This window comes from Acinetobacter modestus (assembly GCF_014636095.1).
GTDB lineage: Bacteria > Pseudomonadota > Gammaproteobacteria > Pseudomonadales > Moraxellaceae > Acinetobacter > Acinetobacter modestus.
In genome coordinates this window covers 1-22,869 of record NZ_BMDV01000012.1, presented here as the reverse complement: position 1 = coordinate 22,869, position 22,869 = coordinate 1, and the positions used below count along the sequence as shown (strand labels likewise).

Below are 22,869 nucleotides of genomic sequence, written 5' to 3'. Positions count from 1 at the left end.
ACCTAAGATAAAAACTATTTGTATTATTTTTAGAAAAAAGTATGAGTAAGCTACCAAAGATAAGTACTCTAATGTTTGAGTTCCTCAACAACCTTATTTTAGAATTATCTTATTCAATACCCACTACTGTTGTTATGCCTGTAATAAGGATCTCATTTCCAAATATATAAAGTGAAGCCAACAAAACTTTAAATGTATATAAAAAAGGGTTAAATAATTGCAAGGGGGGCTTTAAAACGTTTTAATCGTAAAGCATTTCCTAGTACAAATATTGACGAGAGAGCCATTGCACCAGCAGCAAATACAGGAGAAAGTAGCAGTCCAAATTGCGGATAAAGTACACCTGCTGCAATAGGAATCAGAGCTGCATTGTAAACAAATGCCCAAAATAAATTTTCACGAATATTGGTTATAGTCGCTTTGCTTAAAGCGATAGCATTTGGCACTCCTTTCAGGTTGCCAGACATCAAAACCACATCAGCAGCTTCAATAGCTACGTCTGTACCTGTACCTATTGCTAAACCAATATCTGCTTCTGCAAGTGCAGGGGCATCATTAATGCCATCTCCAACATATGCGAGTTTACCATATTGATTTTTTAATTTTTTAACGGCCTCTATTTTACCTTCTGGTAAGACTTCTGCAATAACCTCATCAATACCTAGTTTTTTTGCAATCGCTTGAGCTGTATGACGGTTATCACCTGTAATCATGGCAACCTTTAAACCTAACTGATGTAACGCTTCAATTGCAGCAAATGTTGATTCTTTAATTGGATCTGCTACAGCAATAATGGCAGCAAGTTTCTGGTCAATCGCAACATAGAGAGGGGTTTTTCCTTCTTCTCCCAAACGATCCGAAAATTGAGAAAAAACATTAGGATTCAAACCTAGTTTTTCCATATATCGATCTGCACCAATATGAACCAAATGTTCAGACACCGTTGCTTCTATTCCATAGCCCGTGACTGACTTGAAATCAGCAACAGGAGACAGGATTAATTCCTTATCTATAGCGGCTTGTACAATTGCTCGAGCAATAGGATGCTCAGACTTTGATTCAACGGCTGCCATAAGTGAAAGTACGGCATTGTATTCAAACCCTTCTAAGACATGCAGATCGGTTAAAACTGGTTTCCCTTCAGTCAGAGTCCCTGTTTTATCAACTGCAACCACTTTAGTTTCTTTGAGCAGCTGTAAAGCTTCACCTTTACGAAATAAAACCCCCATTTCAGCACCCCGCCCAGTTCCCACCATGATTGATGTAGGCGTTGCAAGTCCCATCGCACAAGGACATGCAATAATGAGTACAGCAACCGCGTTCACTAAACTAAAAGTTAGGGCTGGTTCAGGGCCGAAGATAAACCACGTAAGAAAAGTTAAAAGAGAGAGACCCATTACTACAGGTACAAACCACATGGTAATTTTATCAACCAATGCCTGAATAGGCAGCTTGGAACCCTGTGCCTGTTCAACCATTCGGATGATTTGAGAAAGCACTGATGAACTACCAACAGAGGTGGCTTTGATATTTAAGCTGCCACTTTGGTTAATTGTTCCTCCTACCACAGTAGAGCCTATCGTTTTTTCAACGGGCATAGGCTCGCCAGTAATCATGGATTCATCAATAAAACTTTGGCCGTGAATAACTTCACCATCGACAGGGATACGCTCGCCTGGTCTAATCTCTACAATCGTTCCTGTTTGAACTTCGGCAATCGGAACTTCTATCACCTGATTATTGAGCTGTATTCTGGCAACTTTAGGCTGCATTCCAACTAGATGTTGAATTGCTAAAGACGTTCGGCCTTTTGCCTTGGCTTCAAAAAATCTACCTAATAGAATTAAAGTGATAATAACCGCTGCAGCTTCATAATAAACATTGACCGTGCCTTGTGGCAGGACACTTGGAAAGAAAGTAGCAACCACTGAATAAAGATAAGCAGCCAATGTTCCTACAGCCACCAAGGAATTCATGTCTGGTGCTAAGCGGAATAAACTTGGGATGCCCTTTTTGAAGAAGCGTCGGCCTGGAAAAATTAATGCTACTGTGGTCAAGAAAAATTGCATTAACCAGCTATTTTGTTGGCCAATGTTATCCATCATAAACGTATGAAAGGCGGGAATCAGGTGTGATCCCATTTCTAAAATAAAAACGGGTAGAGTCAATAAGACTGACAAAATTAAATCTTTTTTAAGTTTTTCTAATTCAATATTTTTTTTATCTTGAAAGCTTTCCGTAGTTTGATGAACTGACTTTGCTTCAAACCCTGCTTTGGTGACAGCCTGAATTAACGAGTCACGAGTGACAGATGAGCTTGCCTGAATAGTCGCTTTTTCAGTAGCCAGATTTACATGTGCTGATTCCACACCCTCAACAGATTTTAAGGCTTTTTCTACTCGACCTACACAAGAAGCACATGACATACCCTCAATCGTAAGCTCTATTGGTTGCAGCGCTTCCACTTCGTAGCCTGCTTTTTCTACGGCTTTAATTAAAGTAGCGCGATCAAGTGGTTGATGCGCATAAATGACTGCTTTTTCGGTAGCCAGATTTACATGAGCCGATTCAACACCTTCAACAGATTTTAAAGCTTTTTCCACACGGCCTACACAAGAAGCACATGTCATCCCCTCAATCTCTAATGTTTCACTGTAGTGTGGCGTATCAGTCATTTCGGTACTCATATACGATCTCTATCATTTAGATATGCTGAGTTCTATATGCGAAGATCAGCTCGAACCAAGATTAGGGGGAATTCAGGGATTACTTTTATTTCAAGCAAGTACAGGTTTTATCTGTACGATGAGGAAAATAAGAGAGAGTAAAAGTGGTAAGGAATTCCCACTGTTACTCTAACAGAGATTAAGCAGGATCAGCTGTAAATCCACGCTCACTGAGAGTGGCAATGACTTGATCCTGACTCACCGTTGTGTTGATTTCAACAATACGGTTTTGTAAATCAATATCGAGTGAGGCATTCGAGTCGAGCTCTTTAATTGCGGTAGTAATGCCGCGTGCACAACCACCACAAGTCATATTAGCGATGTGAAATTTCATATGTTGCTCCTTTTTAACAAAACATTTGTTTAAAACATTAGAACAGTAACTCTAAACTTTCACCATACAACCAGCCTTTTTCTGAATCAGTTACTCGCTGTAACTTGGTCTGTTTACAACCTTACAGTTTTCTTCAGAGTATTCCAAAGAAGAGTGTTCTAATGACTACAGTAAAAGTACTTAACCAACATTAATGTGACTTTAAAATGACATTTTTGTCATCTACGATCACTCTGAAATTTATAAGATTAGTTATTTCAATCAGTGGTAGTGAACTGAATAGATGAGACCGTTATGGGTTGAAGATAAGCTAAAAACCGGTGACTACCTTTATGTATAATGCCTCATGATGCGATTTTACTGTTCTGATTGTCGTAAGTTGACAGTCCAGTAGAAACTTTATTGCTCAGCTACAAAAGATAAATGCAGTAATGTTAAATTTCCTCAATTCCCTTATTTTGAAATTCTCCTATTCAATACCCACGACAGTGGTTATATAGCCTGTTGTTAATAGAATTGTTAGACCTAATAACATCTCAAATAAAATGGCATGACTAAGGTGTTTAGCGAATTTAGGATGTTGAAGACGCGGGGTGAAATACCATTTGTTGAAGGCAGCTAAAAGTAGAATACTTATAACAAAAAACATTTTAACCATGAAACCATAGCCATATGCAGTATTGATTAAGGTATTAAAATCTTTAATTAAAAGAAGAGCTACACTAGCGCCACAGGCGATTAATATCCCAACAATGAAAGCAGCAATACGTCCAAATACATGCATGCGATCTTTTAAAGGTAAACCACTTATTTCCCGGCTGGTTTTCCATAACGGATATAAAGACCCCATCCATAACGACATAACTAGAATATGGATTGATAATAAAATTTGAGCAAGTAAGGTTAAATTAGCGACATGTCCGAGCTGGGAAAAACTAAAAATAATTGGGATAAGTAAAATACAAAATATTGAACTTTCAATTATAGAAAAATGACCTTTGTTCCTGTTAAGTTTAACCACCATGAGAAGAAGTAAAAGAGCAAAACTAATAGAACGAAGAACGTTTATATACCCCGTCGGAGTATTAACCAATATATTAATATACGTGGGGTCCACCATACCTGTAATACCAGTATTGGCAAAACTACCAATCAGAATAAAAAATCCCAAGGTACTGGAAATTAGGCCTAATCCAGCGCCAATTGTAATATATTTAAGAATCGATTCTTTTAGTTCAAGATATTGTCTAAGTAAAAAATAGCAAAAGGCTCCACCAACGACAAAAGCTACACTTAAATATAAAATAACCTTAGTTAACCAAGTGGCCCACATCCAATATTCAGAAATCATTATTTTTGTCCATTCTAGAACAACATGCCAGCACCTCACTGACATGTTGAAAGGTAATCAATTCTTATTTAGTTGATTTGATAGTGAAACTATATTCACCATTCATGTTGTGACCATCTTTCCCCATTGTTGTCCAGACAACGGTATATTTACCTTTTTTCAGTTTCGGAAGAGCGACATCAAAGGATTTCTTTAAGTCATGAGTAACTTTATATTTTAAAGGAACATCTCTTCGCTGAGCATCCAGTAACTTAATATTCATCAACATAACCTCTGCACCAAAGTTAAGGGTCAAGTTCTTTGGTTGACTAAGGATAGATGCATTTTCCGCAGGAATCGCACTCAATAAACTCACATGAGCGAACGTAGTTGTAGTAGCCACAATCATCGTTGCAGCTACTACAACATTACGTAGAGCAGTCATTTTATTTTGAAATAATTTCATTTACGTTTCCTCTTGATTCGTTAGTTCATTAGAGATGACTTTATAAAATCTATATTTAATGAGACCACATCATCTCCTCTTATATTTCAATTATTAGTGAGAGACAGAAACAGAGCGATGACTTCAAAATTACATTTTTGTCATTTTTAAAATTTAAAATCTTTAACTATTAGGGTGTGTTGACACTTTTAGCTTAAAAAAATAGCGAAGTAGTAAAATCAAATCGCCAAACCCAATTTTACTATTCGCTATGCCTCGTACCATGCTGACAGATCAACACTGGCAAAAGTTGAAAGTTATTCTGCGTAATTTATCCATTCACCACAACTCAAATTTACGCAATTTTATTGAAGCTATTCTCTATAGAATTAGAACAGGCTGTCCGTGGCGAGATATTCCTTGTTGTTTTGGTCATTCAAACTCTATTTTCAAACGTTTTAATCGTTGGTCAAGCAGCGGTAAGTTACTTAGATTATTCAAATTACTAGCCTCATGCCCCGATATGGAGTGGATTTCTATTGATGGCTCTCATGTACGTGCTCATCAACATTCTGCCGGCATAGCGAATCAATCTATTTCTAAAAGTGTAGGAGGAAACTCCTCAAAAATACATTTGATTGTTGATGCACATGGCAATCCTATTGATTTCATGATTACCGATGGAACCACACATGATGTTAAAGTTGCACCTGATTTAATATCAACATTAGATTTAAAAGAGACAAAAGTGGTATGTGCAGATAAAGGCTATGATTCAGAACCACTGCGTGAACAGATCAGGAAAACAGGGACTAAAGCGAATATACCAAAGAAAACAAATAGCCAATCGAACAATGACCATATGGACTGGTGTTTATATAAAATCAGGCATTTAGTTGAAAATATGTTTTGTAGATTAAAGCAATTTAGAGGAATAGCTACTCGATATGACAAGCTCAAAAGAAATTATCAAAGTTCTGTTGCTTTAGCCTGTATATTTTTATGGCTACCTTTATAGGGTTAATTATGAACAGTAAATGTCAACAGACCCTAAAATAATCTTATTGAAAAATAATGATCATTTAACAAACAAATTATGTAGGTGGTTGATTTATGAAATGTAGTAATCATTTTGTCTAAGAAAATAGTAGCTATTTAATTTTTTATATTTTAGTTTAAATATAAACATGTTATGTTTAATTTGATCTAATATAAATTTGTGGGCTAAGCACATGACTCAAACACGTCCAAGAATGACCAAATTATTTGAACAGCTTGGTTTAGCTTCTACTGAAGAAGCAATTGCAAAATTCATAGAGAGCCATCAGCTAGCTGGAGATGTTTTTTTAACACAAGCAATTTTTTGGACTGATGCTCAACGTCATTTTTTAGAAGAAAAACTACACTCTGATGGTGAATGGACGACAGTGATTGATCAATTAAATGAGTCTTTACATGAAAATTCAGTAAAATAATTTTCCGTTAGTATTAAGGATCTACATTCTTCCCTGCATTGAATACAACTCATTCATACAGTAGTACTGTTTTGGAGATGGAATCTCTATTATATAAGTAGTAGATTCCTTACTCTGAAATTTGGATTATAAACCCTAATATTAAAAATAATCTTCTTTACCTTCTATCTAATAAATATACCAATAAGTTTAATAATTAAATTATCCACCCTTTTTTCTATAAAAAACTATTTTGATCAACTGTATTTTTTCTTTAAAGGAATAACAGTGTAAATTACATTAAGAATGTGTCTCTAACTAGCCTTGGAGTCATCTAATCATTTCATTTTTATTTTTTTAAGCACATAAAATCATAACAACTTTAATAGTTTTAAAAGATTAATATTAAATAAAATTTTTGTCATCTCAGCATAGACTATATATTTCGAGAAGATCTCAAAATTACATTTTTGTCATTTTTAAAAATAATTAATTAATAGTGCTTAAATTTTTAAGAGAAACAGAGAATAACCAAAAATTTCATCAGTTTAGTAGTCAAATTCCTAGTCTCTGTTCAGTACTAAAACATAGCTTTTACTTCCAAATTATTTAAAGGAAAAAATTATGATGAAATTCAAAAACATTTTTTTGGGCTTATGTATCGCAGCCGCGTCATTGAATACATTTGCACAGCAATCCGATGAACACAAAGATCACCATCCTGAAAAAACAGCACCATCTGCAGTAACAATTAAGCAAACAGTTACCAGCACCACTGCTACAGATAAAATGGCTGCAATGGACCAGCACATGAAAGCAATGCAAGCCATGCATGCAAAGATGATGGCTGCAAAAAACCCTCAAGAACGTCAAAAACTTATGGCTGAGCACATGAAACTAATGCAAGGAGGTATGAGTATGATGAAACAGATGAGCGGCCAAAGCATGAATGCAAATATGGCTGACCGTCAGCAAATGATGGAAAAACGTATGGACATGATGCAATCCATGATGCAGATGATGATGGACTGTATGCTTCCCTCCACAACTAAATTTACCCATGAATTAGAGAGGGAAGCACCATGAACCATCAACCTCAAGAACATAATTCAGTACCTAACTTTTGGTCTACACGTTATGCCATCGGCCTATTCGTGATTGGTGGTGTGGCAGCCTATTTTCTCCTAACCGAGCATTTGGCCCATGTCGTTGGTGTTTTACCCTTTTTACTCCTTTTAGCATGCCCACTCATGCATATTTTTATGCATGGTGGTCATGGGCATAACCACTCGCAGCAAAAAAAATCCGATATATCTGATAACAAAAAATAGCTCTTATCAGGAGATCCATCATGAATCATGCGGAATCGGCTTATGGTTTATGGACGCTGGTTATCATTAACTCAGCAGTTTTTATCATGTTCGCTTTCAGTTTTTTTAGACCTTCCACTGCGCGCGATTGGCGTACATTTGGGGCCTTTTCGGCTTTTATCATTGCTCTATTTGTCGAAATGTATGGTTTTCCTTTAACCATTTACCTGTTATCTGGTTGGCTTCAAACTCGCTTCCCTCAACTTGACTTACTTTCTCATAATGCAGGTCACTTGTGGTCAACGCTATTAGGTGAAAAAGGTGATCCACATTTTGGCATTTTGCATATCGCCAGTTACGTTTTCTTGGGCTATGGATTTTACCTGTTATCAACGTCATGGCACGTGCTGTACAACGCGCAACGTCAGCATTCTTTAGCGATCACAGGCCCTTATGCACGTATACGTCACCCACAATACGTGGCTTTTGTGATGATCTTGCTGGGTTTTTTATTGCAATGGCCAACTTTACTGACACTGATTATGTTTCCAATCCTACTCTTAATGTACAGCCGCTTGGCAATTAAGGAAGAGGCTGAAATGAGTAAACAGTTTGGCGCTGTCTATGACAGCTATGCTCAACAGACTCCGAGATTTATTCCAAAATTCGGCCATAAAACCACTTTTCCATAAGAGAATTATTTATGTCAGATCAAAAAAATCATAACCAGGACCATATGGCACAGGCTACAACAGACGTACTGAAAGACCCAGTCTGTGGTATGACCGTCACTGAAGAATCGAAATACCATGAGGAATTTAAGGGGAAAACTTACTTTTTTTGCAGTGATAAATGTCAATCAAAGTTTCATAGCAGCCCGGTGCAATATATCGCTAAACCCGCAACGACGACTGCCGATGCACATACACAGCATCATCAGACTGTTCAACACGTTAATGCGGCAAGCACAACAGGTACGACCATCTATACATGCCCAATGCATCCAGAAATCAGGCAAGATCATCCTGGAAACTGTCCTAAATGCGGAATGACACTGGAGCCACTCATTCCTGAATTAGAGGAAGATGAGAATCCGGAGTTACGTGATTTCCGCCGACGCTTCTGGTGGACACTGCCATTGACCATCATCGTGACTTTTTTGGCGATGTTTGGTCATCAAATGAACCTGTTCAATATGGCTGTTCAGAGCTGGATTGAACTGGTGTTGTCACTCCCAATTGTACTTTGGGCAGGTTGGCCATTTTTTTCCCGGGGTTGGCAATCGGTTGTGAATCGCAGCCCGAACATGTGGACGCTGATTGGTTTGGGCACTGGAGCTGCATTTATTTATAGTGTGGTCGCAACCATTGCACCGCAAATCTTCCCAGACTCATTTATTTCCATGGGTCGTGTTGCTGTTTACTTTGAAGCTTCAGCGGTCATCATTTCATTGACCCTACTGGGACAAATATTGGAGTTAAAAGCACGTTCGCAAACTTCTGCTGCAATTAAGTCACTCCTTGGGCTCGCTCCTAAAACAGCTCGCCGAATCCTGCCTGATGGAACTGAAGAAGATGTTCCTCTAACGCATGTCCATGTAGGAGATTTACTCAGAATTCGCCCAGGTGAAAAAGTGCCTGTGGATGGTGTAATCACTGAAGGAAGTAGTTCAGTGGATGAATCGATGCTGACAGGTGAACCTTTACCTATCACTAAACGTATCGGCGATAAAGTCATTGGAGCTACCCTGAATACCAATGGTTCATTGATCATGCGTTCAGAGAAAATTGGTTCAAGTACCATGTTATCCCAGATCGTACAGATGGTGGCGCAAGCTCAACGATCGAGAGCACCAATGCAACGTATGGCTGATCAGGTAGCAGGTTGGTTCGTCATGGCTGTAGTGACCATTGCCTTGCTTACCTTCTTTGGATGGGGACTATTCGGCCCAGAAGAATCAAGCTGGGTTTATGCATTAATCAATGCTGTGGCAGTACTCATTATTGCCTGTCCTTGTGCACTAGGCTTGGCAACTCCAATGTCTATCATGGTTGCGACGGGTCAAGGTGCTACTCATGGTGTGCTGTTCCGTGATGCAGCAGCCATTGAGAATCTACGCAAGATTGACACACTAATCATCGATAAAACAGGTACGTTAACTGAAGGACGCCCTGTATTCGATCGTGTAGTTGCCGCATCAGATTTTGACGAATCTGAAGTATTACGTTTAGCCGCCAGTCTTGATCAAGGCAGTGAACACCCGCTAGCCGAAGCGATTGTAAACGCAGCACACGAACGTGGCCTGTCTCTTGAAACACCAGATAATTTTGAATCGGGCTCAGGGATTGGTGTTCGAGGTCAAGTGGGCGATCGTCAGTTAGCTTTGGGCAACACAGCACTGATGGAGCAATTGGGTATCTCGGTACAATCTCTGATTCCGCAAGCCGAAGAGCTGCGTTCGGAAGGTGCAAGTGTGATGCATCTAGCCATCAATGGTGAATTGGCCGGTCTGCTTGCAGTATCCGATCCCATCAAAAAAAATACCCCAGAAGCACTTGCCACCCTGAAGGAAGCGGGTCTACGTATCGTGATGGCAACAGGAGATGGTCTCACCACTGCCCGTTCAGTCGCAGCACGTCTAGGCATTGATGAGGTACATGGCGAAGTCAAACCCGCAGATAAACTAGAACTGGTCAGCAAATTGCAGAAGGAAGGTCGCATCGTGGCTATGGCTGGTGATGGCATCAATGATGCACCAGCCTTGGCTAAAGCTGATGTCGGTATCGCTATGGGAACCGGGACTGATGTTGCAATGAATAGTGCCCAAGTTACGCTGGTCAAGGGAGATTTACGAGGGATTGCTGTTGCCCGTTCACTTTCGGAAGCTACTGTCGGCAACATGAAACAGAACCTCATGTTTGCTTTCCTTTACAATGCTTTGGGTATCCCTATCGCGGCTGGCGTACTATATCCATTTACCGGTTGGTTGTTGTCACCGATGATTGCCGCCTTGGCTATGAGTTTGAGTTCAGCTTCAGTCATCACGAATGCCCTTCGCCTGCGAAATAAAAAGTTATGATAGAGAGTTCTTTTCTTCCACCAGATGTACCAGGTCTTATTGCAGCACTTGCCATCGGCCTGCTCATTGGTTTAGAACGAGGATGGCACGATCGTGAATTGCCCGAGGGCAGCCGAGTAGCAGGCCTACGTACCTTCACATTGACAGGATTGCTCGGAGGAGTGCTCGGTCATTTACAACCAAACTTCGGGCCTTGGCCGCTGGTCGCGGCCGTATTAGGGCTTTCCTTATTATTAACAGTGTCCTACGCGCGTACCGCAAAACTTTCCGGTAATCTAAGCGCTACCACGACGATCGCGATGCTGTTGACATTAGTTTTAGGTGCATATGCATCCCATGGTAATGTTACTTTAGCATTAACCGCGGCTGTAATCGTCGCTGTATTTTTGGATCTCAAGCCAACCTTACACGGTTGGCTACGCTTGATAGAGCATCGTGAATTAACCGCATCCCTGCAGTTGCTGGTACTTTCTGTCGTTATATTACCCTACTTACCCAATACGGGTCTGGGACCTTTTGCTGCATTAAATCCTTACCAGTTATGGTGGGCAGTGATCCTGATTGCCGGACTCTCTCTGGCAGGTCATTTTGCCATGCGGCTTACCGGTTCAGAAAGAGGCATATTCTGGACAGGTCTATTGGGTGGTTTGGCATCTTCTACAGCTGCAACTGTCGCACTGGCACGCTATACACGCCAGCACCCCGTCATGGTCAGTGCTGCTATATCTGGAACATTGGCTGCCTGTGGCATCATGTTTTTTCGTATGGTTGTGCTGATAGGCGTCATTGAGCCAGCATTGCTAAGCACTTTTGGTGGTGCAATGATGATTGCGGGAATCCTTCTGCTGGGTATGGCATTGTGGAGACAACGCCAAATTACCAGCGCTGAAAACAACGATCGAACAATAGAAGCAATGGCTCCTTTTGATCTTGGGACAGCATTCAGCTTCGCTGCTTTCCTGGCTGTCATGGCAGTCTTGGTCCCGGCAGCAAAACAATGGTTGGGCACCAGCGGCATCTTCGTATTATCGACTATTTCTGGGCTAGCAGACGTAGATGCTATTTTAGTCTCACTTGCCCGCCTGCATAGTACTGAAGGCTTAACAACAAATGTGGCTGCTGTCGCGCTAGGGCTGGCCACACTGAGCAACATGTTAAGCAAAGCGACAATTGCATGGATGACAGGGGGGGCACAGTTTGGCCGAGCTATCATATTTGGCTACACAATTGCCATGATAGGTGCTGGCGTAGCTCTGGCTCTCAGTTTGAGCTTTATGTAAGGTCAACTCGGGTAAATGGAAGATGTTCAAAAAATGAGTTAAAATGATTCCCCTTGCATGGATTCACTTTGAAAAACAATGGTAAAAATGATTCGACCATTGAGGGATTCAGCCTGGATGGTCGCCCCAAGCATATCAAGAATAGATTTTGTTATGGCAAGCCCTAAGCCGGTTCCTTCTTCTGTTCTTTGTCTAGACGCATCTGTTCGATAAAAACGATCAAATAATCTGGATAGTTGTTCAGGAGAGAGTTCAGGGCCTTCATTTTCAATTGAAAATATTGTGTTATCTAAATTCTGTTGAAGTTTTATCTGTATTGTAGAATTCTTGTTTCCATATTTAACTGCATTAGACAATAGGTTGCTGAGTGCGCGACGTAACATAGCAGGATCACCTTTTACATTGCCAGATCCTGTTTGTTGAAGTGTCATATTTTTTTCGGCAGCTAGCGCATCATAGAAATCAAATAAAGTGGTAACTTCTTTAATGAGGTCAATATTCTGTAAGTTCTGTAAATTTAAGCCATGTTCTGCTTTTGCCAAGAAAAGCATATCGGACACCATTCGAGCCAAACGTTCAAATTCTTCTAAATTAGAAAATAGTATTTCTTGATAAGTACCAATATCTCGGTTACGGGCGAGACATACTTGAGTTTGGGTCATTAAATTATTAATCGGTGTTCTAATTTCATGTGCTAAATCAGATGAAAAATCGGAAAGTTTTTCTAAAGCTGACTCTAGTCTGTCCAGCATAGCATTGAAGGCGATTGCCAATGATTTTAGTTCGGTTGGTGTATGCTCAACTTCTAAACGTTCTGAAAGATGTTGAGCAGAAATTCCTTCTGCGACCTTAGCCATTTTTTGCACTGGTCTTAAACCTCTCCAGGTTGCAAACCAACCTAAAAACATTAAACAAATTGTACCAGCCAAACCAATATACAAAAGTTGACGCTTAAAATCTTTTAGAAAATGTAGATGTTCTGATGTATCGATCCCAACAATAATTCGTACAGATTGTATTTCAGAATTTCTATTTATACCTGTAGTGTAGATCATGCCACGATAGGTCTTATTTTGAACTTGCCATTTAATCCATGAATTATTTGCTGACTTGATTAAATTTTGAGTATTAATGATTGAGGATGCTGAACTAAATAAAACTTTACCTGTCGGTCGTTCTATTTGGACCATAAGATCATGGTGTCCAACTAACGCATCTCTTAAATAAAGATCAAGTTCTGGAGAATTTTTAGGATGCTGTTGGAGAAGATTCTGAATAAGCTGGATTTTACCTTCTAATTGGGTACGGTCTTGAGTTTCAAAATGATGCATTACTAATTTATTTATGAACAAACCCATAATAATTAGAATGAAAATAGTAGATAATGAGAAAATGATACCGATCCGGAAACTGATCGCTCTGAATAAATTATTATTCATCCTCTACCTCTAGTACATACCCCATTCCTCGAATATTCTGAATTAATTTGGGAGTAAAGTTACTGTCAACTTTACTTCTTAATCGTTTAATAGCGACTTCAACGACATTCGTATCACTATCAAAGTTCATATCCCAAATTTGAGATGCAATAAGTGCTCTTGGTAGAATTTCACCTCTTCTACGCATAAAAAGCTCCATAAGCGCAAATTCTTTAGCCGTCAGATCAATGCGTTGACCTGCTCGTGTTACCCGACGTTTTCTCAAATCAAGTTCTAAATCAGCAATCTTAATAATATTATTATCTTCTCTTTGTTGTCCTCGTCTAAGGAGCGTTTTTATTCGAGCTAGAAGCTCTGCAAAAGCAAAAGGCTTTACTAAATAATCATCAGCGCCTAACTCTAAACCTTTTACTCGATCTTCGATTTGATCTCGGGCGGTAAGAAAAAGAATGGGCATTGTTTTACCGCTGCTACGAATATCATTGATAATATTCCAACCATTTAGTCCAGGTAACATCACGTCTAAAATAATTAAGTCATACTCTTCAGAAAGAGCTTGATGTTTACCCGTTAACCCATCTGTAACCCAGTCCGTAATATAGCCAGCTTCGGATAAACCTTGCTTGAGATAATCACCAGTTTTTTGTTCATCTTCAACTAATAGTATTCTCATTTCCGAATCCTAAGTTATTCATTAAAACTATAATAACGTTATAAAACATCTGATCGAGATAGATTACAAAAATGTCATTTTCAAGTCACTTAGATGTTCAGTGCTTCACTTTATTGTAGTAGCAAGAAATTAACTTTTAGAGAAACTTATGAAAACTGTAGTGCGTCGTAGTCTAACAATTTTAATGTGTGCTGGAACTTTAATTGCAGGAACTCAGTCTTGGGCAGCCGATGCTAAACAGGGAACCACTGTAGTCACTGAAACTAAAGCGGACTCAAAAATGTCAGAGAAATGCCAAAAACCTTGTAATATGAAGAATGATGAGAAAACCCAACAGGATCATAGTCAGCATGAGCATGGCAATATGGCTGATATGTCTCAGATGGATCACTCTAAGATGATGAATATGGATCAGTCTAAAATGGGTAATATGGATCATTCAAATATGATGAACATGGACCACTCAAAGATGAACATGTCAAATACATCAAATAAATAACAAATACGATAAATGAAAGATTGGGGAGATTAAAGCGAATAATTGGTTTGCTTGAGCTCCCCATCTTTATATTAGATAGGTGAAATAAATGTCTAAAAAATTAAGTCATGTCCTTTTAATAGGAGTTGGTTTATTTTCATCAACTTGGGTAATGGCGGCAGTTAAAGAATATGATTTAACAATCGCTGAACAAACTGTAAATATCACAGGAAAACCAGTTGAGAGAATTACTGTAAATGGTAAATTCGTTGCACCACTTCTTGAATTTGAAGAAGGTGATGAGGCCGTTATCCGTGTTCACAATAAGTTAAAAAATCAGGACTCTTCAATCCATTGGCATGGCTTATTATTACCTGGAATTATGGATGGTGTACCTGGATTTAACAAATTTAATGGCATTGCCCCTAATAAAACTTATGAATATAAGTTTAAAGTCCGCCAAAATGGTACTTATTGGTATCATTCACATAGTAAAGGACAAGAACAAGACGGTTTATATGGTGCTTTTGTTATTTATCCTAAAGATAAAACTCCACTAACAGCTGCTGAAAAAACCGATAAAGATTACGTTGTTTTGCTTTCTGATTTTCATAATTCGACAAGTGATCAAATTATGAAAAATCTTAAAAAAGAAGCAGACTACTATCAGAACCGCCGCGAAACAGTATTCGATGTATTAAAACAAGTTAAACGTGATGGGCTAAAAGCGACTTGGCAAGACCGTTCTATGTGGAATCAGATGCGAATGCTGAAAACAGATATGTCCGATGTGACTGGTTATACATTTTTAATGAATGGCAAGACACCTCAGCAAAATTGGACGGGTAACTTCAAAGCTGGTGAAAAAGTTCGCCTTCGTTTTATTAATGCTTCCGCTATGTCATTCTTTGATGTACGCATTCCAAACCTAAAAATGACTGTAGTCAGTGCTGATGGTCAACCTGTAAAGCCCGTTCCTGTAGATGAGTTCCGTATTGGTACTGCTGAAACTTATGATGTCATTGTGGAACCAAAACAAGCACATTACCAAATTGAAGCTGAATCTATTGATCGTACTGGTTTTTCGGTTGGAACCTTACATGATGAAAATACCTTACCTGTAAAACAAATTGAGATGCCTAAACCTCGTCCTCGCTCTTTATTGACTATGGAAGATATGGGGATGGATCATGACATGTCTTCAATGCAAGGTATGAATCATGATATGTCTTCTATGAAAGGTATGGATCATGATATGTCTTCTATGAAAGGCATGAATCACGATATGTCTTCTATGAAAGGTATGGATCATGATATGTCTTCAATGAAAGATATGAATCATGATATGTCTTCTATGAAAGGCATGAATCACGATATGTCTTCTATGAAAGGCATGAATCACGATATGTCTTCTATGAAAGGTATGAATCATGATATGCCGATGAATAGCGCTACTGTTAAGTCGGCTTCAGACAAGAATGATAATACCGTATTTGGATGGGCAAATGCTTCAACACCCGTTGGTCAAAAAGCACTCCAGTATAGTGATTTACAATCTTTAAACCCTCAACCAGATACTCGTGCCCCTGAACGTGAAATGGAAATCCGTCTTGGTGGGAATATGGAGCGCTACATTTGGACAATTAATGGTAAGAAGTTTAATGAAACAGAACCATTCAAAGTGAAATATGGGGAACGTATACGCTTGAAATTTGTGAATGACAGTATGATGGCTCACCCAATGCACTTGCACGGTATGTTTATGCAGCTTGAAAATGGTCAAGATCCAAGTAATATGCCAAATAAACACACGATCATTGTGCCACCAGGGAAAACAGTTACAACTTTACTTACTGCTGATGAATTAGGTGAATGGGCTATCCACTGCCATTTGTTATATCACATGGCAGCTGGAATGATGAACAAACTCATTGTGGCAAATGTAGATAGCAATGATGTTGATTCAAAAAGTATCGTTGCCCAACCCCATGCAAATGATAAGGGAGTGAATCAACATGCAAACCACTAAAAAACTTTTTTCAAAAACACTTTTATCAGTTGCTTTAATTGGTTTAGCAGGTATGGCATTTGCTAATGATAATTCGACTGAAAATCTAAATAAGAGTACGTCAAGTATGAATGTGCTTTTAAAAGAAGCTGGAGGATTAGGCTATGTTGAACGTAATGCTGCTCAAAGTACTTCAAAAGGCAAATTAGCTCTTAGCCAAAATCATGATAAACATCTGAACGAGCATGGTGGACAGATTTACCAAACAACTAAATTTTCCAATGAGTGGGTAATTGATAACGATGGTAAGGGTAGTTTAGGTTCTAGTTTCGAAACATTGATTGGAACAGATGAGAATCGAGTATTTGTTGAAGCCAATCTGAATAAAGCAGAGAGTAATGATCCCAATTATGATGTGTCTGCACTTTATAGCCGTAATGTAGCACCATTTTGGGATGTACAAGCTGGTCTAAGATACAGCGAGGATAAAAATAACAAGAACAGCGATCGAGTCGATGGTGTCGTTGGTATATTAGGTCTTGCTCCTTATTTCTTTGAGACCAAAGCTTACCTTTATGGTGGAAAAGACAACTTCTGGGGAGCTAGTTTTGATTTCGACCGTGATTTATTACTCACTCAAAAGTTGATTACTCAACCATATATTGAAGCAGATGTTGTGTTTAATGATAATTCTGACTTTGCATCAAAGACGGGGTTGTCAGAATTGAAGACAGGTATTAAAACTCGTTATGAGATTACCAAACGTATCAGACCATTTGTTGATATAGCCTATCAATATGAGAAAGGAAAAAAATCAACTCCTTTTCAAGAAGCAACAGATTCTGAAAAGGGATGGCTATATGGTGCAGGTATTGAATTAGTTTTTTAATTTGTCTCGATATTAAAATAGCAGCCTTAAGGCTGCTATTTTAATGAATAAAATTGCTAATTTTTTCTAAATATGTAAAAGTAAAAAAGCTTAAATTTTGGTCATGACATTATGCAGTGGTTAAAAACATGCCTATCGCTGTTTTTATCGTTTGCTATCCTTTTAGTAGGATCGGCTGCTGCTGCTTCGTCTGTACATAAGCGGTGTTTAATGCCATCTGAACAGATGAAATCCATGCAAATGGAAGCATCTCAAAACCAGGATATGATGCATACCGACTGTATGAAAGTTGAAGCAAAGGTCAAAAAAACGCTACATGATCCTTCCTGTATGTCTGAGCAAGATTGCATTATGTCTTTTGCCAAAATTGCGTACGCCAGTGATCCTCAAAGCATTTTGCACTCAACGGTATTCTCACCCGTAGAGCGATCAGTCTTTTATTTTCCAGATCAAAATCTTCCTGCTCCATACCCTTCAGGTTTATGGAAGCCCCCACGCTCTAACTAATTTGATAATTCTTCGTCATTCATAGCATTTTTTATGGATGTTCTGCGCGTGCGCGTGTATATCATTTTAGAGCTAAAAATATGAAATTTTATAAAGAAAAGCTATCTCGCAGGGTGAGATGGCCGATAGGTGTGATCTGTTTTTCTCTAGTCTATGGTCAAGTCTATGCCCAGCCACTGACTTTGGATACAGCTTTGAAGCTTGCCGAGCAATATGCTCCAACTTTAAGAGTAAATAGTGCCCAAATTGAAGGGGCTGAGAATATGGTTTCAGCTTCAGGTATTTTACCCAACCCTAAATTATTTGTCGGTTTGGAGAATTATCCTATATCTGGTGATGCGTCATGGTCAGTCACACAAAATGGCATGACCATGCAGAAAATTGGCGTTATGCAAGATTTTCCAAACCGCGCCAAAAGACAAGCCGAGGTCGAGTTAGCAAAAGCTGAATTGGGTTCAGTCACTGCTCAAACTGAGATTCTACGTATTGAGTTACGTCAAAAAGTTGCATCTGCTTGGTTTAAACGTTTTTATCTTGAGCGTAAATTGGCGCTATACGATGAACTGTTTTCAGAGAATCGATTACTTTCTCAGATGACCCAAACACAGGTCACCTCTGGTCGGACAATGGTTGCTGATGCACTTGATCCAAAACAAGAAGCCACGGTATTGCTTGACCAGAAGGATGATTTGCTTCGTGATTTAAATAAAGCCAAGCTAGAGTTGCATCGCTTGATCAGTGCAGAGCCTACCGAAAACCTTACTCAAATTGAAACCTTACCTGACCAAGCTCCATCCATCCATCTTGATTCATCAAAGTTATATCATCATTTGCATCAACATCCTGAATTAAAAGCATTTCAGGCAGAAAAGAAAACTGCTGAAGCAAAACTGAAGCAAGCTCAGGCTTTACAGAAACCAGATTGGGGGATTGAGCTTGCTTATCAGCATCGAGCACGCGAATTTGGCGATATGATCGGGGTTCAACTCACAACAGAGCTTCCAGTATTTTCAAAAAGACGTAGTGGGCCGCTCGTTCAGGCAGCTTTAGCCGAACAAAACCGGATCATTGCCGATCAAGAAGTTCAATACCGTGAACATCTCACCATGCTGGATGATGGGTTATCTGATCTTGATGCGCTTGATCAGCAAATTAGACGTGCAATGCAAATAAGTATTCCACTCGCTAAACAAAAAGTGGGTTTACAGTTGGCAAGCTACCAAGCTGGTAAAAGCAATTTGTCTGATGTTATTACTGCCCGACAATCTCTTTTAGAACAACGTTTGCGTCTCATTGATCTCCAACAACAACAGGCTGTGACTAAAGCCCAACTTTATTTTGCCTTTGAAGAACCAACCTTAAACTATGTTGAGGAGCAGCCATAATGTTAAGAAATAAATTGGCAGTGACTGTCATAGGAGTTGCCACAATTAGTTTGGTTGCAGGTGGTGGTGCTGGATATTGGATAGCACATCAGAAAGACAATCCTCAATCTACTTTAGCGGGTCAGCAACAGGATGCCAAAGTGTTGTATTGGTACGACCCAATGAAGCCTGAACAGCATTTTGATAAGCCAGGTAAGTCTCCATTTATGGACATGCAACTGGTACCTAAATATGCAGACGAAAATACTGCGATGACGGATGAAAGTCGTCCTACAGTCAAAATAGATCCATCTCTTCAACAAAATTTAGCCATCCGTTACGGCACTGTTGAACAGGCTGTAATTGGAAATGCCATGTTTACTAATGGCATATTACAAGCAAATGAACGGCAAACAGCTATTTTACAAACTAGAGCAAGTGGCTTTGTTCAGCGAGTGTATGGGCATGCTGTTGGAGATATGGTTACCGAAGGAAGCCCTATAGCTGATATTTCAATACCCGAATGGACTGGAGAGCAAACTGAATTTTTAGCTGTGCTCCGTACTGGAGATCGTTCCCTTATTCAAGCAAGCCGTCAACGTTTGCAGCTTTTAGGAATACCACAAAATGTGATTCATCAAGTTGAGCGAACTCGTCGAGTGCAATCTAATATAACTTTGCAAGCTCCCATTAGTGGATTTATTGATTCACTAGAAGTCCGCAATGGTATGGCTTTGGCTATGGGACAAACCTTGGCCACAATTAAAGGTATCAACCCGATTTGGCTAGAGGCAGCCGTTCCTGAAAAACAAATTGCTGGAATCAAACGAGGTATGAGTGTAGAAGCCAATTTTGCTGCTTTTTCTCAAAAAGTAACTGGCAAAGTTATCGACATTTTGCCTACCTTAGATACAACATCAAGAACTATTAAAGTTCGTATTGAATTATCAAATCCTAGTGGTCAACTTAAGCCAGGGATGTTTGCTTCTGTCAATATAATAAATAATCCCCAAAGCAGTTTGGTTGTACCAGAGCAAGCTGTTATACGGACAGGTACTCGGAATGTTGTCATTGTAGGGCGTGAGCAAGGACGTTTTGAACCAGTTGTTGTACAGTTAGGGCAAAGTGATGGCAATAAAATTGCAGTCCTGCAAGGGTTGAAAGCTGGTCAGAGAGTAGTGATTTCAGGACAATTTCTGATTGATTCTGAAGCAAATTTGCAAGGCGTATTGGATAAGCTCAACACTGGGCAACCAATTGCATCATCTCAAACGATTAAGAGGTCAACATATCAAGGTCTTGGTAAAGTTGAAAAAGTCACAAATCAAGATATTACCATTTCACACCAAGCTATTCCTGAGTTGGGCTGGGGTGCTATGACCATGATCTTTAAACAGCCAGTACAACCATTTACCCGAATTCAGCAAGGTGACCAGGTCAACTTTAGTTTTACAAAAGTTGGAAATTCTTATGTCATTTCTGACATTTCAAAGATGTCTATGGCATCTATGAAGAACTAACGGGAGAACTATTATGATCGCCCGTATTATTCGTTTTTCAATTTTGAATCGTGTATTTGTCTTATTGGCAGCTTTAATTCTGGCAGCTTGGGGTGTTTGGGCTGTAAAAAATACTCCGGTTGATGCTTTACCGGATTTATCTGATGTACAAGTGATTGTCAGAACTAATTACCCAGGTCAGGCACCACAAATTGTTGAAAATCAGGTGACGTACCCTTTAACAACAACCATGTTATCAGTGCCCGGTGTTAAAACGGTTCGTGGTTATTCTTTTTTTGGTGATTCATTTGTATATGTCATTTTTGATGAACATACCGATCTTTATTGGGCCCGTTCGCGTGTATTGGAATATCTAAACCAGATTCAGGGAAAAATGCCTGCAAATGCGAAATCTTCATTAGGGCCAGATGCCACAGGCGTTGGCTGGGTTTATGAATATGCGTTAGTTGATCCAACAGGACAACATGACCTTTCACAACTGAGAAGCATACAAGACTGGTTTTTAAAGTATGAACTAAAGACATTACCCAATGTGGCTGAAGTTGCTACGATTGGGGGAATGGTGAAGCAATATCAGGTTGTTTTAGATCCAAGTAAAATGGCCGCCTTAGGAATTACTCAAAACAATGTCATTGAAGCGATTCAAAAGGCCAATCAAGAAACCGGTGGTTCAGTTCTGGAGATGGCTGAAACTGAATATATGGTACGAGCTTCTGGTTATTTAAAGACATTAGAAGATTTTCGACAGATCCCGATAAAAACAAATAGTTTTGGGATTCCTGTTACTTTAGGCGATGTTGCAACTATTCAACTCGGACCGGAAATGCGTCGTGGTATCACTGAGCTGAATGGACAAGGTGAAACTGTTGGCGGTGTTGTGATTTTACGGGCCGGTAAGAATGCACGTGAAACGATTACTGCTGTGAAAGCAAAACTGGCTGAATTGCAACAAAGTTTACCTAAAGGAGTGCAAGTTGTTCCTGTATATGATCGCAGTAAACTGATTGATCGGGCAGTCGAGAATCTCAGTCATAAATTAATTGAAGAATTTATTGTCGTGGCTTTAGTCTGTGGACTTTTCCTCTGGCATTTACGATCAGCAATGGTAGCTATTGTTTCTTTACCACTTGGGATTTTGTCGGCTTTCTTAGTCATGTACTATCAGGGCCTAAATGCCAATATCATGTCATTGGGGGGGATTGCCATTGCTATTGGTGCTATGGTTGATGCAGCGGTTGTGATGGTTGAAAATGCACATAAGCATATAGAGACTTGGCAGCATGAACATCCCAATCAAGTATTAGAAACTCAAGCACGCTGGAATATTATTGCCCATTCCGCCAGTGAAGTTGGTCCTGCTTTATTTTTTTGCTTACTTATCATTACCTTATCTTTTATTCCTATTTTTACTTTACAGGCACAAGAAGGACGTTTGTTCTCGCCTCTGGCGTTTACCAAAACCTATGCCATGGCAGCGGCAGCTGGTTTATCCATTACCCTGATTCCTGTTTTAATGGGTTATTGGATCCGCGGGAAATTACCTTCAGAACAGCGTAATCCATTGAACCGTTTCCTCATCAAAATATACCGACCTATGTTGGATCAGGTTTTAACTCATCCAAAGACCACTTTATTTGGTGCGTTGCTAATTTTCCTTATTAGTCTTTTTCCTTTAACGCGATTAGGTGGAGAGTTTCTACCGAATATGGATGAAGGTGATTTACTGTATATGCCTTCAGCTTTACCAGGATTGTCCGCAGCCAAGGCCTCAGAACTGTTACAGCAAACAGATCGAATGATTAAAACGGTTCCAGAAGTTGCGACAGTATTTGGTAAAGCAGGGAGAGCTGAGTCAGCAACAGATCCTGCGCCTTTAGAAATGTTTGAAACCACGATTCAGTTCAAACCACGATCTGAATGGCGCTCAGGTAGGGGTCGTCTCAGGAAACGGAAAATATAGCACGCTAAGGATTTTCACTCCGACTTCTTTTAACGATATCCAACACGGTATTTTTGCTTAGATTGACCAGCCG

General features: G+C 39.4%; 18 protein-coding genes and 2 pseudogenes. 14 read left to right on the top strand and 6 right to left on the bottom strand.

Annotated elements, in window-relative coordinates; genetic code table 11:
- Positions 1 to 209: 209 nt before the first annotated feature.
- The 4 genes from IEV17_RS16470 to IEV17_RS16455 form a co-directional block, all read right to left on the bottom strand.
- Entirely contained in the window at positions 210 to 2,687 is a 2,478-nt protein-coding gene (locus IEV17_RS16470; protein ID WP_004664003.1) for a heavy metal translocating P-type ATPase, read from the bottom strand.
- Positions 2,688 to 2,865: 178 nt separating this feature from the next.
- Entirely contained in the window at positions 2,866 to 3,060 is a 195-nt protein-coding gene (locus IEV17_RS16465; protein ID WP_004281879.1) for a heavy-metal-associated domain-containing protein, read from the bottom strand.
- Between the two features lie 469 nt (positions 3,061 to 3,529).
- Positions 3,530 to 4,411: a CopD family protein gene (locus IEV17_RS16460; protein ID WP_004664002.1), complete on the bottom strand. Its 882-nt coding sequence runs from the start codon at positions 4,409 to 4,411 to the stop codon at positions 3,530 to 3,532.
- Positions 4,412 to 4,475: 64 nt separating this feature from the next.
- A complete protein-coding gene (locus IEV17_RS16455; RefSeq protein WP_004664001.1) occupies positions 4,476 to 4,856 on the bottom strand; it encodes a copper resistance CopC family protein in 381 nt (126 codons plus the stop codon).
- 250 nt (positions 4,857 to 5,106) lie between these two features.
- Between IEV17_RS16455 and IEV17_RS16450 the strand changes: the two are divergent.
- From IEV17_RS16450 to IEV17_RS16420, 7 genes and pseudogenes are all read left to right on the top strand, one after another.
- Positions 5,107 to 5,872, top strand: a pseudogene (locus IEV17_RS16450) (IS5-like element ISAba31 family transposase).
- A 195-nt stretch (positions 5,873 to 6,067) separates the two neighbouring features.
- On the top strand, positions 6,068 to 6,310 hold the full coding sequence (locus IEV17_RS16445; RefSeq protein WP_004281876.1) for a DUF2789 family protein: 243 nt from the start codon (positions 6,068 to 6,070) through the stop codon (positions 6,308 to 6,310).
- A 603-nt stretch (positions 6,311 to 6,913) separates the two neighbouring features.
- Positions 6,914 to 7,375 carry a hypothetical protein gene (locus tag IEV17_RS16440; RefSeq protein WP_004663999.1) on the top strand — a complete coding sequence of 154 codons (462 nt, stop codon included), beginning with the start codon at positions 6,914 to 6,916 and terminating at the stop codon, positions 7,373 to 7,375.
- Positions 7,372 to 7,620: a DUF2933 domain-containing protein gene (locus IEV17_RS16435; RefSeq protein ID WP_004663998.1), complete on the top strand. Its 249-nt coding sequence runs from the start codon at positions 7,372 to 7,374 to the stop codon at positions 7,618 to 7,620. The genes IEV17_RS16440 and IEV17_RS16435 overlap by 4 nt, the downstream gene beginning before the upstream one ends.
- Positions 7,621 to 7,640: 20 nt before the next feature.
- Positions 7,641 to 8,291, top strand: coding sequence for a methyltransferase family protein (locus IEV17_RS16430; protein ID WP_004663997.1), 651 nt, complete (start codon positions 7,641 to 7,643; stop codon positions 8,289 to 8,291).
- A gap of 11 nt (positions 8,292 to 8,302) precedes the next feature.
- Entirely contained in the window at positions 8,303 to 10,678 is a 2,376-nt protein-coding gene (locus tag IEV17_RS16425; protein ID WP_004663996.1) for a heavy metal translocating P-type ATPase, read from the top strand.
- Positions 10,675 to 11,958, top strand: coding sequence for an MgtC/SapB family protein (locus IEV17_RS16420; RefSeq protein ID WP_004663995.1), 1,284 nt, complete (start codon positions 10,675 to 10,677; stop codon positions 11,956 to 11,958). Before IEV17_RS16425 ends, IEV17_RS16420 begins: the two co-directional genes overlap by 4 nt.
- Before the next feature lie 38 nt (positions 11,959 to 11,996).
- Here IEV17_RS16420 and IEV17_RS16415 read toward each other — a convergent pair whose 3' ends face one another.
- On the bottom strand, positions 11,997 to 13,397 hold the full coding sequence (locus tag IEV17_RS16415) for a heavy metal sensor histidine kinase (protein ID WP_004663994.1): 1,401 nt from the start codon (positions 13,395 to 13,397) through the stop codon (positions 11,997 to 11,999).
- A complete protein-coding gene (locus tag IEV17_RS16410) occupies positions 13,390 to 14,070 on the bottom strand; it encodes a heavy metal response regulator transcription factor (protein WP_004663993.1) in 681 nt (226 codons plus the stop codon). The genes IEV17_RS16415 and IEV17_RS16410 overlap by 8 nt, the downstream gene beginning before the upstream one ends.
- Before the next feature lie 148 nt (positions 14,071 to 14,218).
- Between IEV17_RS16410 and IEV17_RS16405 the strand changes: the two genes are divergently transcribed.
- The 7 genes and pseudogenes from IEV17_RS16405 to IEV17_RS16375 all read left to right on the top strand — a co-directional run.
- Entirely contained in the window at positions 14,219 to 14,569 is a 351-nt protein-coding gene (locus IEV17_RS16405) for a hypothetical protein (RefSeq protein WP_004663992.1), read from the top strand.
- Positions 14,570 to 14,657: 88 nt separating this feature from the next.
- Positions 14,658 to 16,577, top strand: coding sequence for a copper resistance system multicopper oxidase (locus tag IEV17_RS16400; protein WP_136695374.1), 1,920 nt, complete (start codon positions 14,658 to 14,660; stop codon positions 16,575 to 16,577).
- The gene (locus tag IEV17_RS16395) at positions 16,564 to 17,445 is read left to right on the top strand and encodes a copper resistance protein B (protein WP_004658646.1); all 882 of its coding nucleotides are present in this window, start codon (positions 16,564 to 16,566) and stop codon (positions 17,443 to 17,445) included. Before IEV17_RS16400 ends, IEV17_RS16395 begins: the two co-directional genes overlap by 14 nt.
- A gap of 111 nt (positions 17,446 to 17,556) precedes the next feature.
- Positions 17,557 to 17,952: a hypothetical protein gene (locus IEV17_RS16390; RefSeq protein WP_002071399.1), complete on the top strand. Its 396-nt coding sequence runs from the start codon at positions 17,557 to 17,559 to the stop codon at positions 17,950 to 17,952.
- A gap of 80 nt (positions 17,953 to 18,032) precedes the next feature.
- Positions 18,033 to 19,337, top strand: coding sequence for a TolC family protein (locus IEV17_RS16385; protein WP_004658648.1), 1,305 nt, complete (start codon positions 18,033 to 18,035; stop codon positions 19,335 to 19,337).
- Complete coding sequence (locus tag IEV17_RS16380; RefSeq protein WP_004658650.1) at positions 19,337 to 20,836, top strand: efflux RND transporter periplasmic adaptor subunit; 1,500 nt, start codon at positions 19,337 to 19,339, stop codon at positions 20,834 to 20,836. The genes IEV17_RS16385 and IEV17_RS16380 overlap by 1 nt, the downstream gene beginning before the upstream one ends.
- 13 nt (positions 20,837 to 20,849) lie before the next feature.
- Positions 20,850 to 22,766: pseudogene (locus IEV17_RS16375) on the top strand (efflux RND transporter permease subunit); the annotation flags it as partial.
- Positions 22,767 to 22,869 lie beyond the last annotated feature (103 nt).

Bases quoted from the DNA above. Each gene is read 5' to 3' on its own strand.
- IEV17_RS16385 (WP_004658648.1), top strand. From the start codon at position 18,033: ATGAAATTTTATAAAGAAAAGCTATCTCGCAGGGTGAGATGGCCGATA.
- IEV17_RS16430 (WP_004663997.1), top strand. From the start codon at position 7,641: ATGAATCATGCGGAATCGGCTTATGGTTTATGGACGCTGGTTATCATT.
- IEV17_RS16400 (WP_136695374.1), top strand. From the start codon at position 14,658: ATGTCTAAAAAATTAAGTCATGTCCTTTTAATAGGAGTTGGTTTATTT.
- IEV17_RS16425 (WP_004663996.1), top strand. From the start codon at position 8,303: ATGTCAGATCAAAAAAATCATAACCAGGACCATATGGCACAGGCTACA.
- IEV17_RS16390 (WP_002071399.1), top strand. From the start codon at position 17,557: ATGCAGTGGTTAAAAACATGCCTATCGCTGTTTTTATCGTTTGCTATC.
- IEV17_RS16455 (WP_004664001.1), bottom strand. From the start codon at position 4,856: ATGAAATTATTTCAAAATAAAATGACTGCTCTACGTAATGTTGTAGTA.
- IEV17_RS16465 (WP_004281879.1), bottom strand. From the start codon at position 3,060: ATGAAATTTCACATCGCTAATATGACTTGTGGTGGTTGTGCACGCGGC.
- IEV17_RS16380 (WP_004658650.1), top strand. From the start codon at position 19,337: ATGTTAAGAAATAAATTGGCAGTGACTGTCATAGGAGTTGCCACAATT.
- IEV17_RS16470 (WP_004664003.1), bottom strand. From the start codon at position 2,687: ATGAGTACCGAAATGACTGATACGCCACACTACAGTGAAACATTAGAG.
- IEV17_RS16435 (WP_004663998.1), top strand. From the start codon at position 7,372: ATGAACCATCAACCTCAAGAACATAATTCAGTACCTAACTTTTGGTCT.
- IEV17_RS16445 (WP_004281876.1), top strand. From the start codon at position 6,068: ATGACTCAAACACGTCCAAGAATGACCAAATTATTTGAACAGCTTGGT.
- IEV17_RS16405 (WP_004663992.1), top strand. From the start codon at position 14,219: ATGAAAACTGTAGTGCGTCGTAGTCTAACAATTTTAATGTGTGCTGGA.
- IEV17_RS16410 (WP_004663993.1), bottom strand. From the start codon at position 14,070: ATGAGAATACTATTAGTTGAAGATGAACAAAAAACTGGTGATTATCTC.
- IEV17_RS16460 (WP_004664002.1), bottom strand. From the start codon at position 4,411: ATGATTTCTGAATATTGGATGTGGGCCACTTGGTTAACTAAGGTTATT.
- IEV17_RS16415 (WP_004663994.1), bottom strand. From the start codon at position 13,397: ATGAATAATAATTTATTCAGAGCGATCAGTTTCCGGATCGGTATCATT.
- IEV17_RS16420 (WP_004663995.1), top strand. From the start codon at position 10,675: ATGATAGAGAGTTCTTTTCTTCCACCAGATGTACCAGGTCTTATTGCA.
- IEV17_RS16395 (WP_004658646.1), top strand. From the start codon at position 16,564: ATGCAAACCACTAAAAAACTTTTTTCAAAAACACTTTTATCAGTTGCT.
- IEV17_RS16440 (WP_004663999.1), top strand. From the start codon at position 6,914: ATGATGAAATTCAAAAACATTTTTTTGGGCTTATGTATCGCAGCCGCG.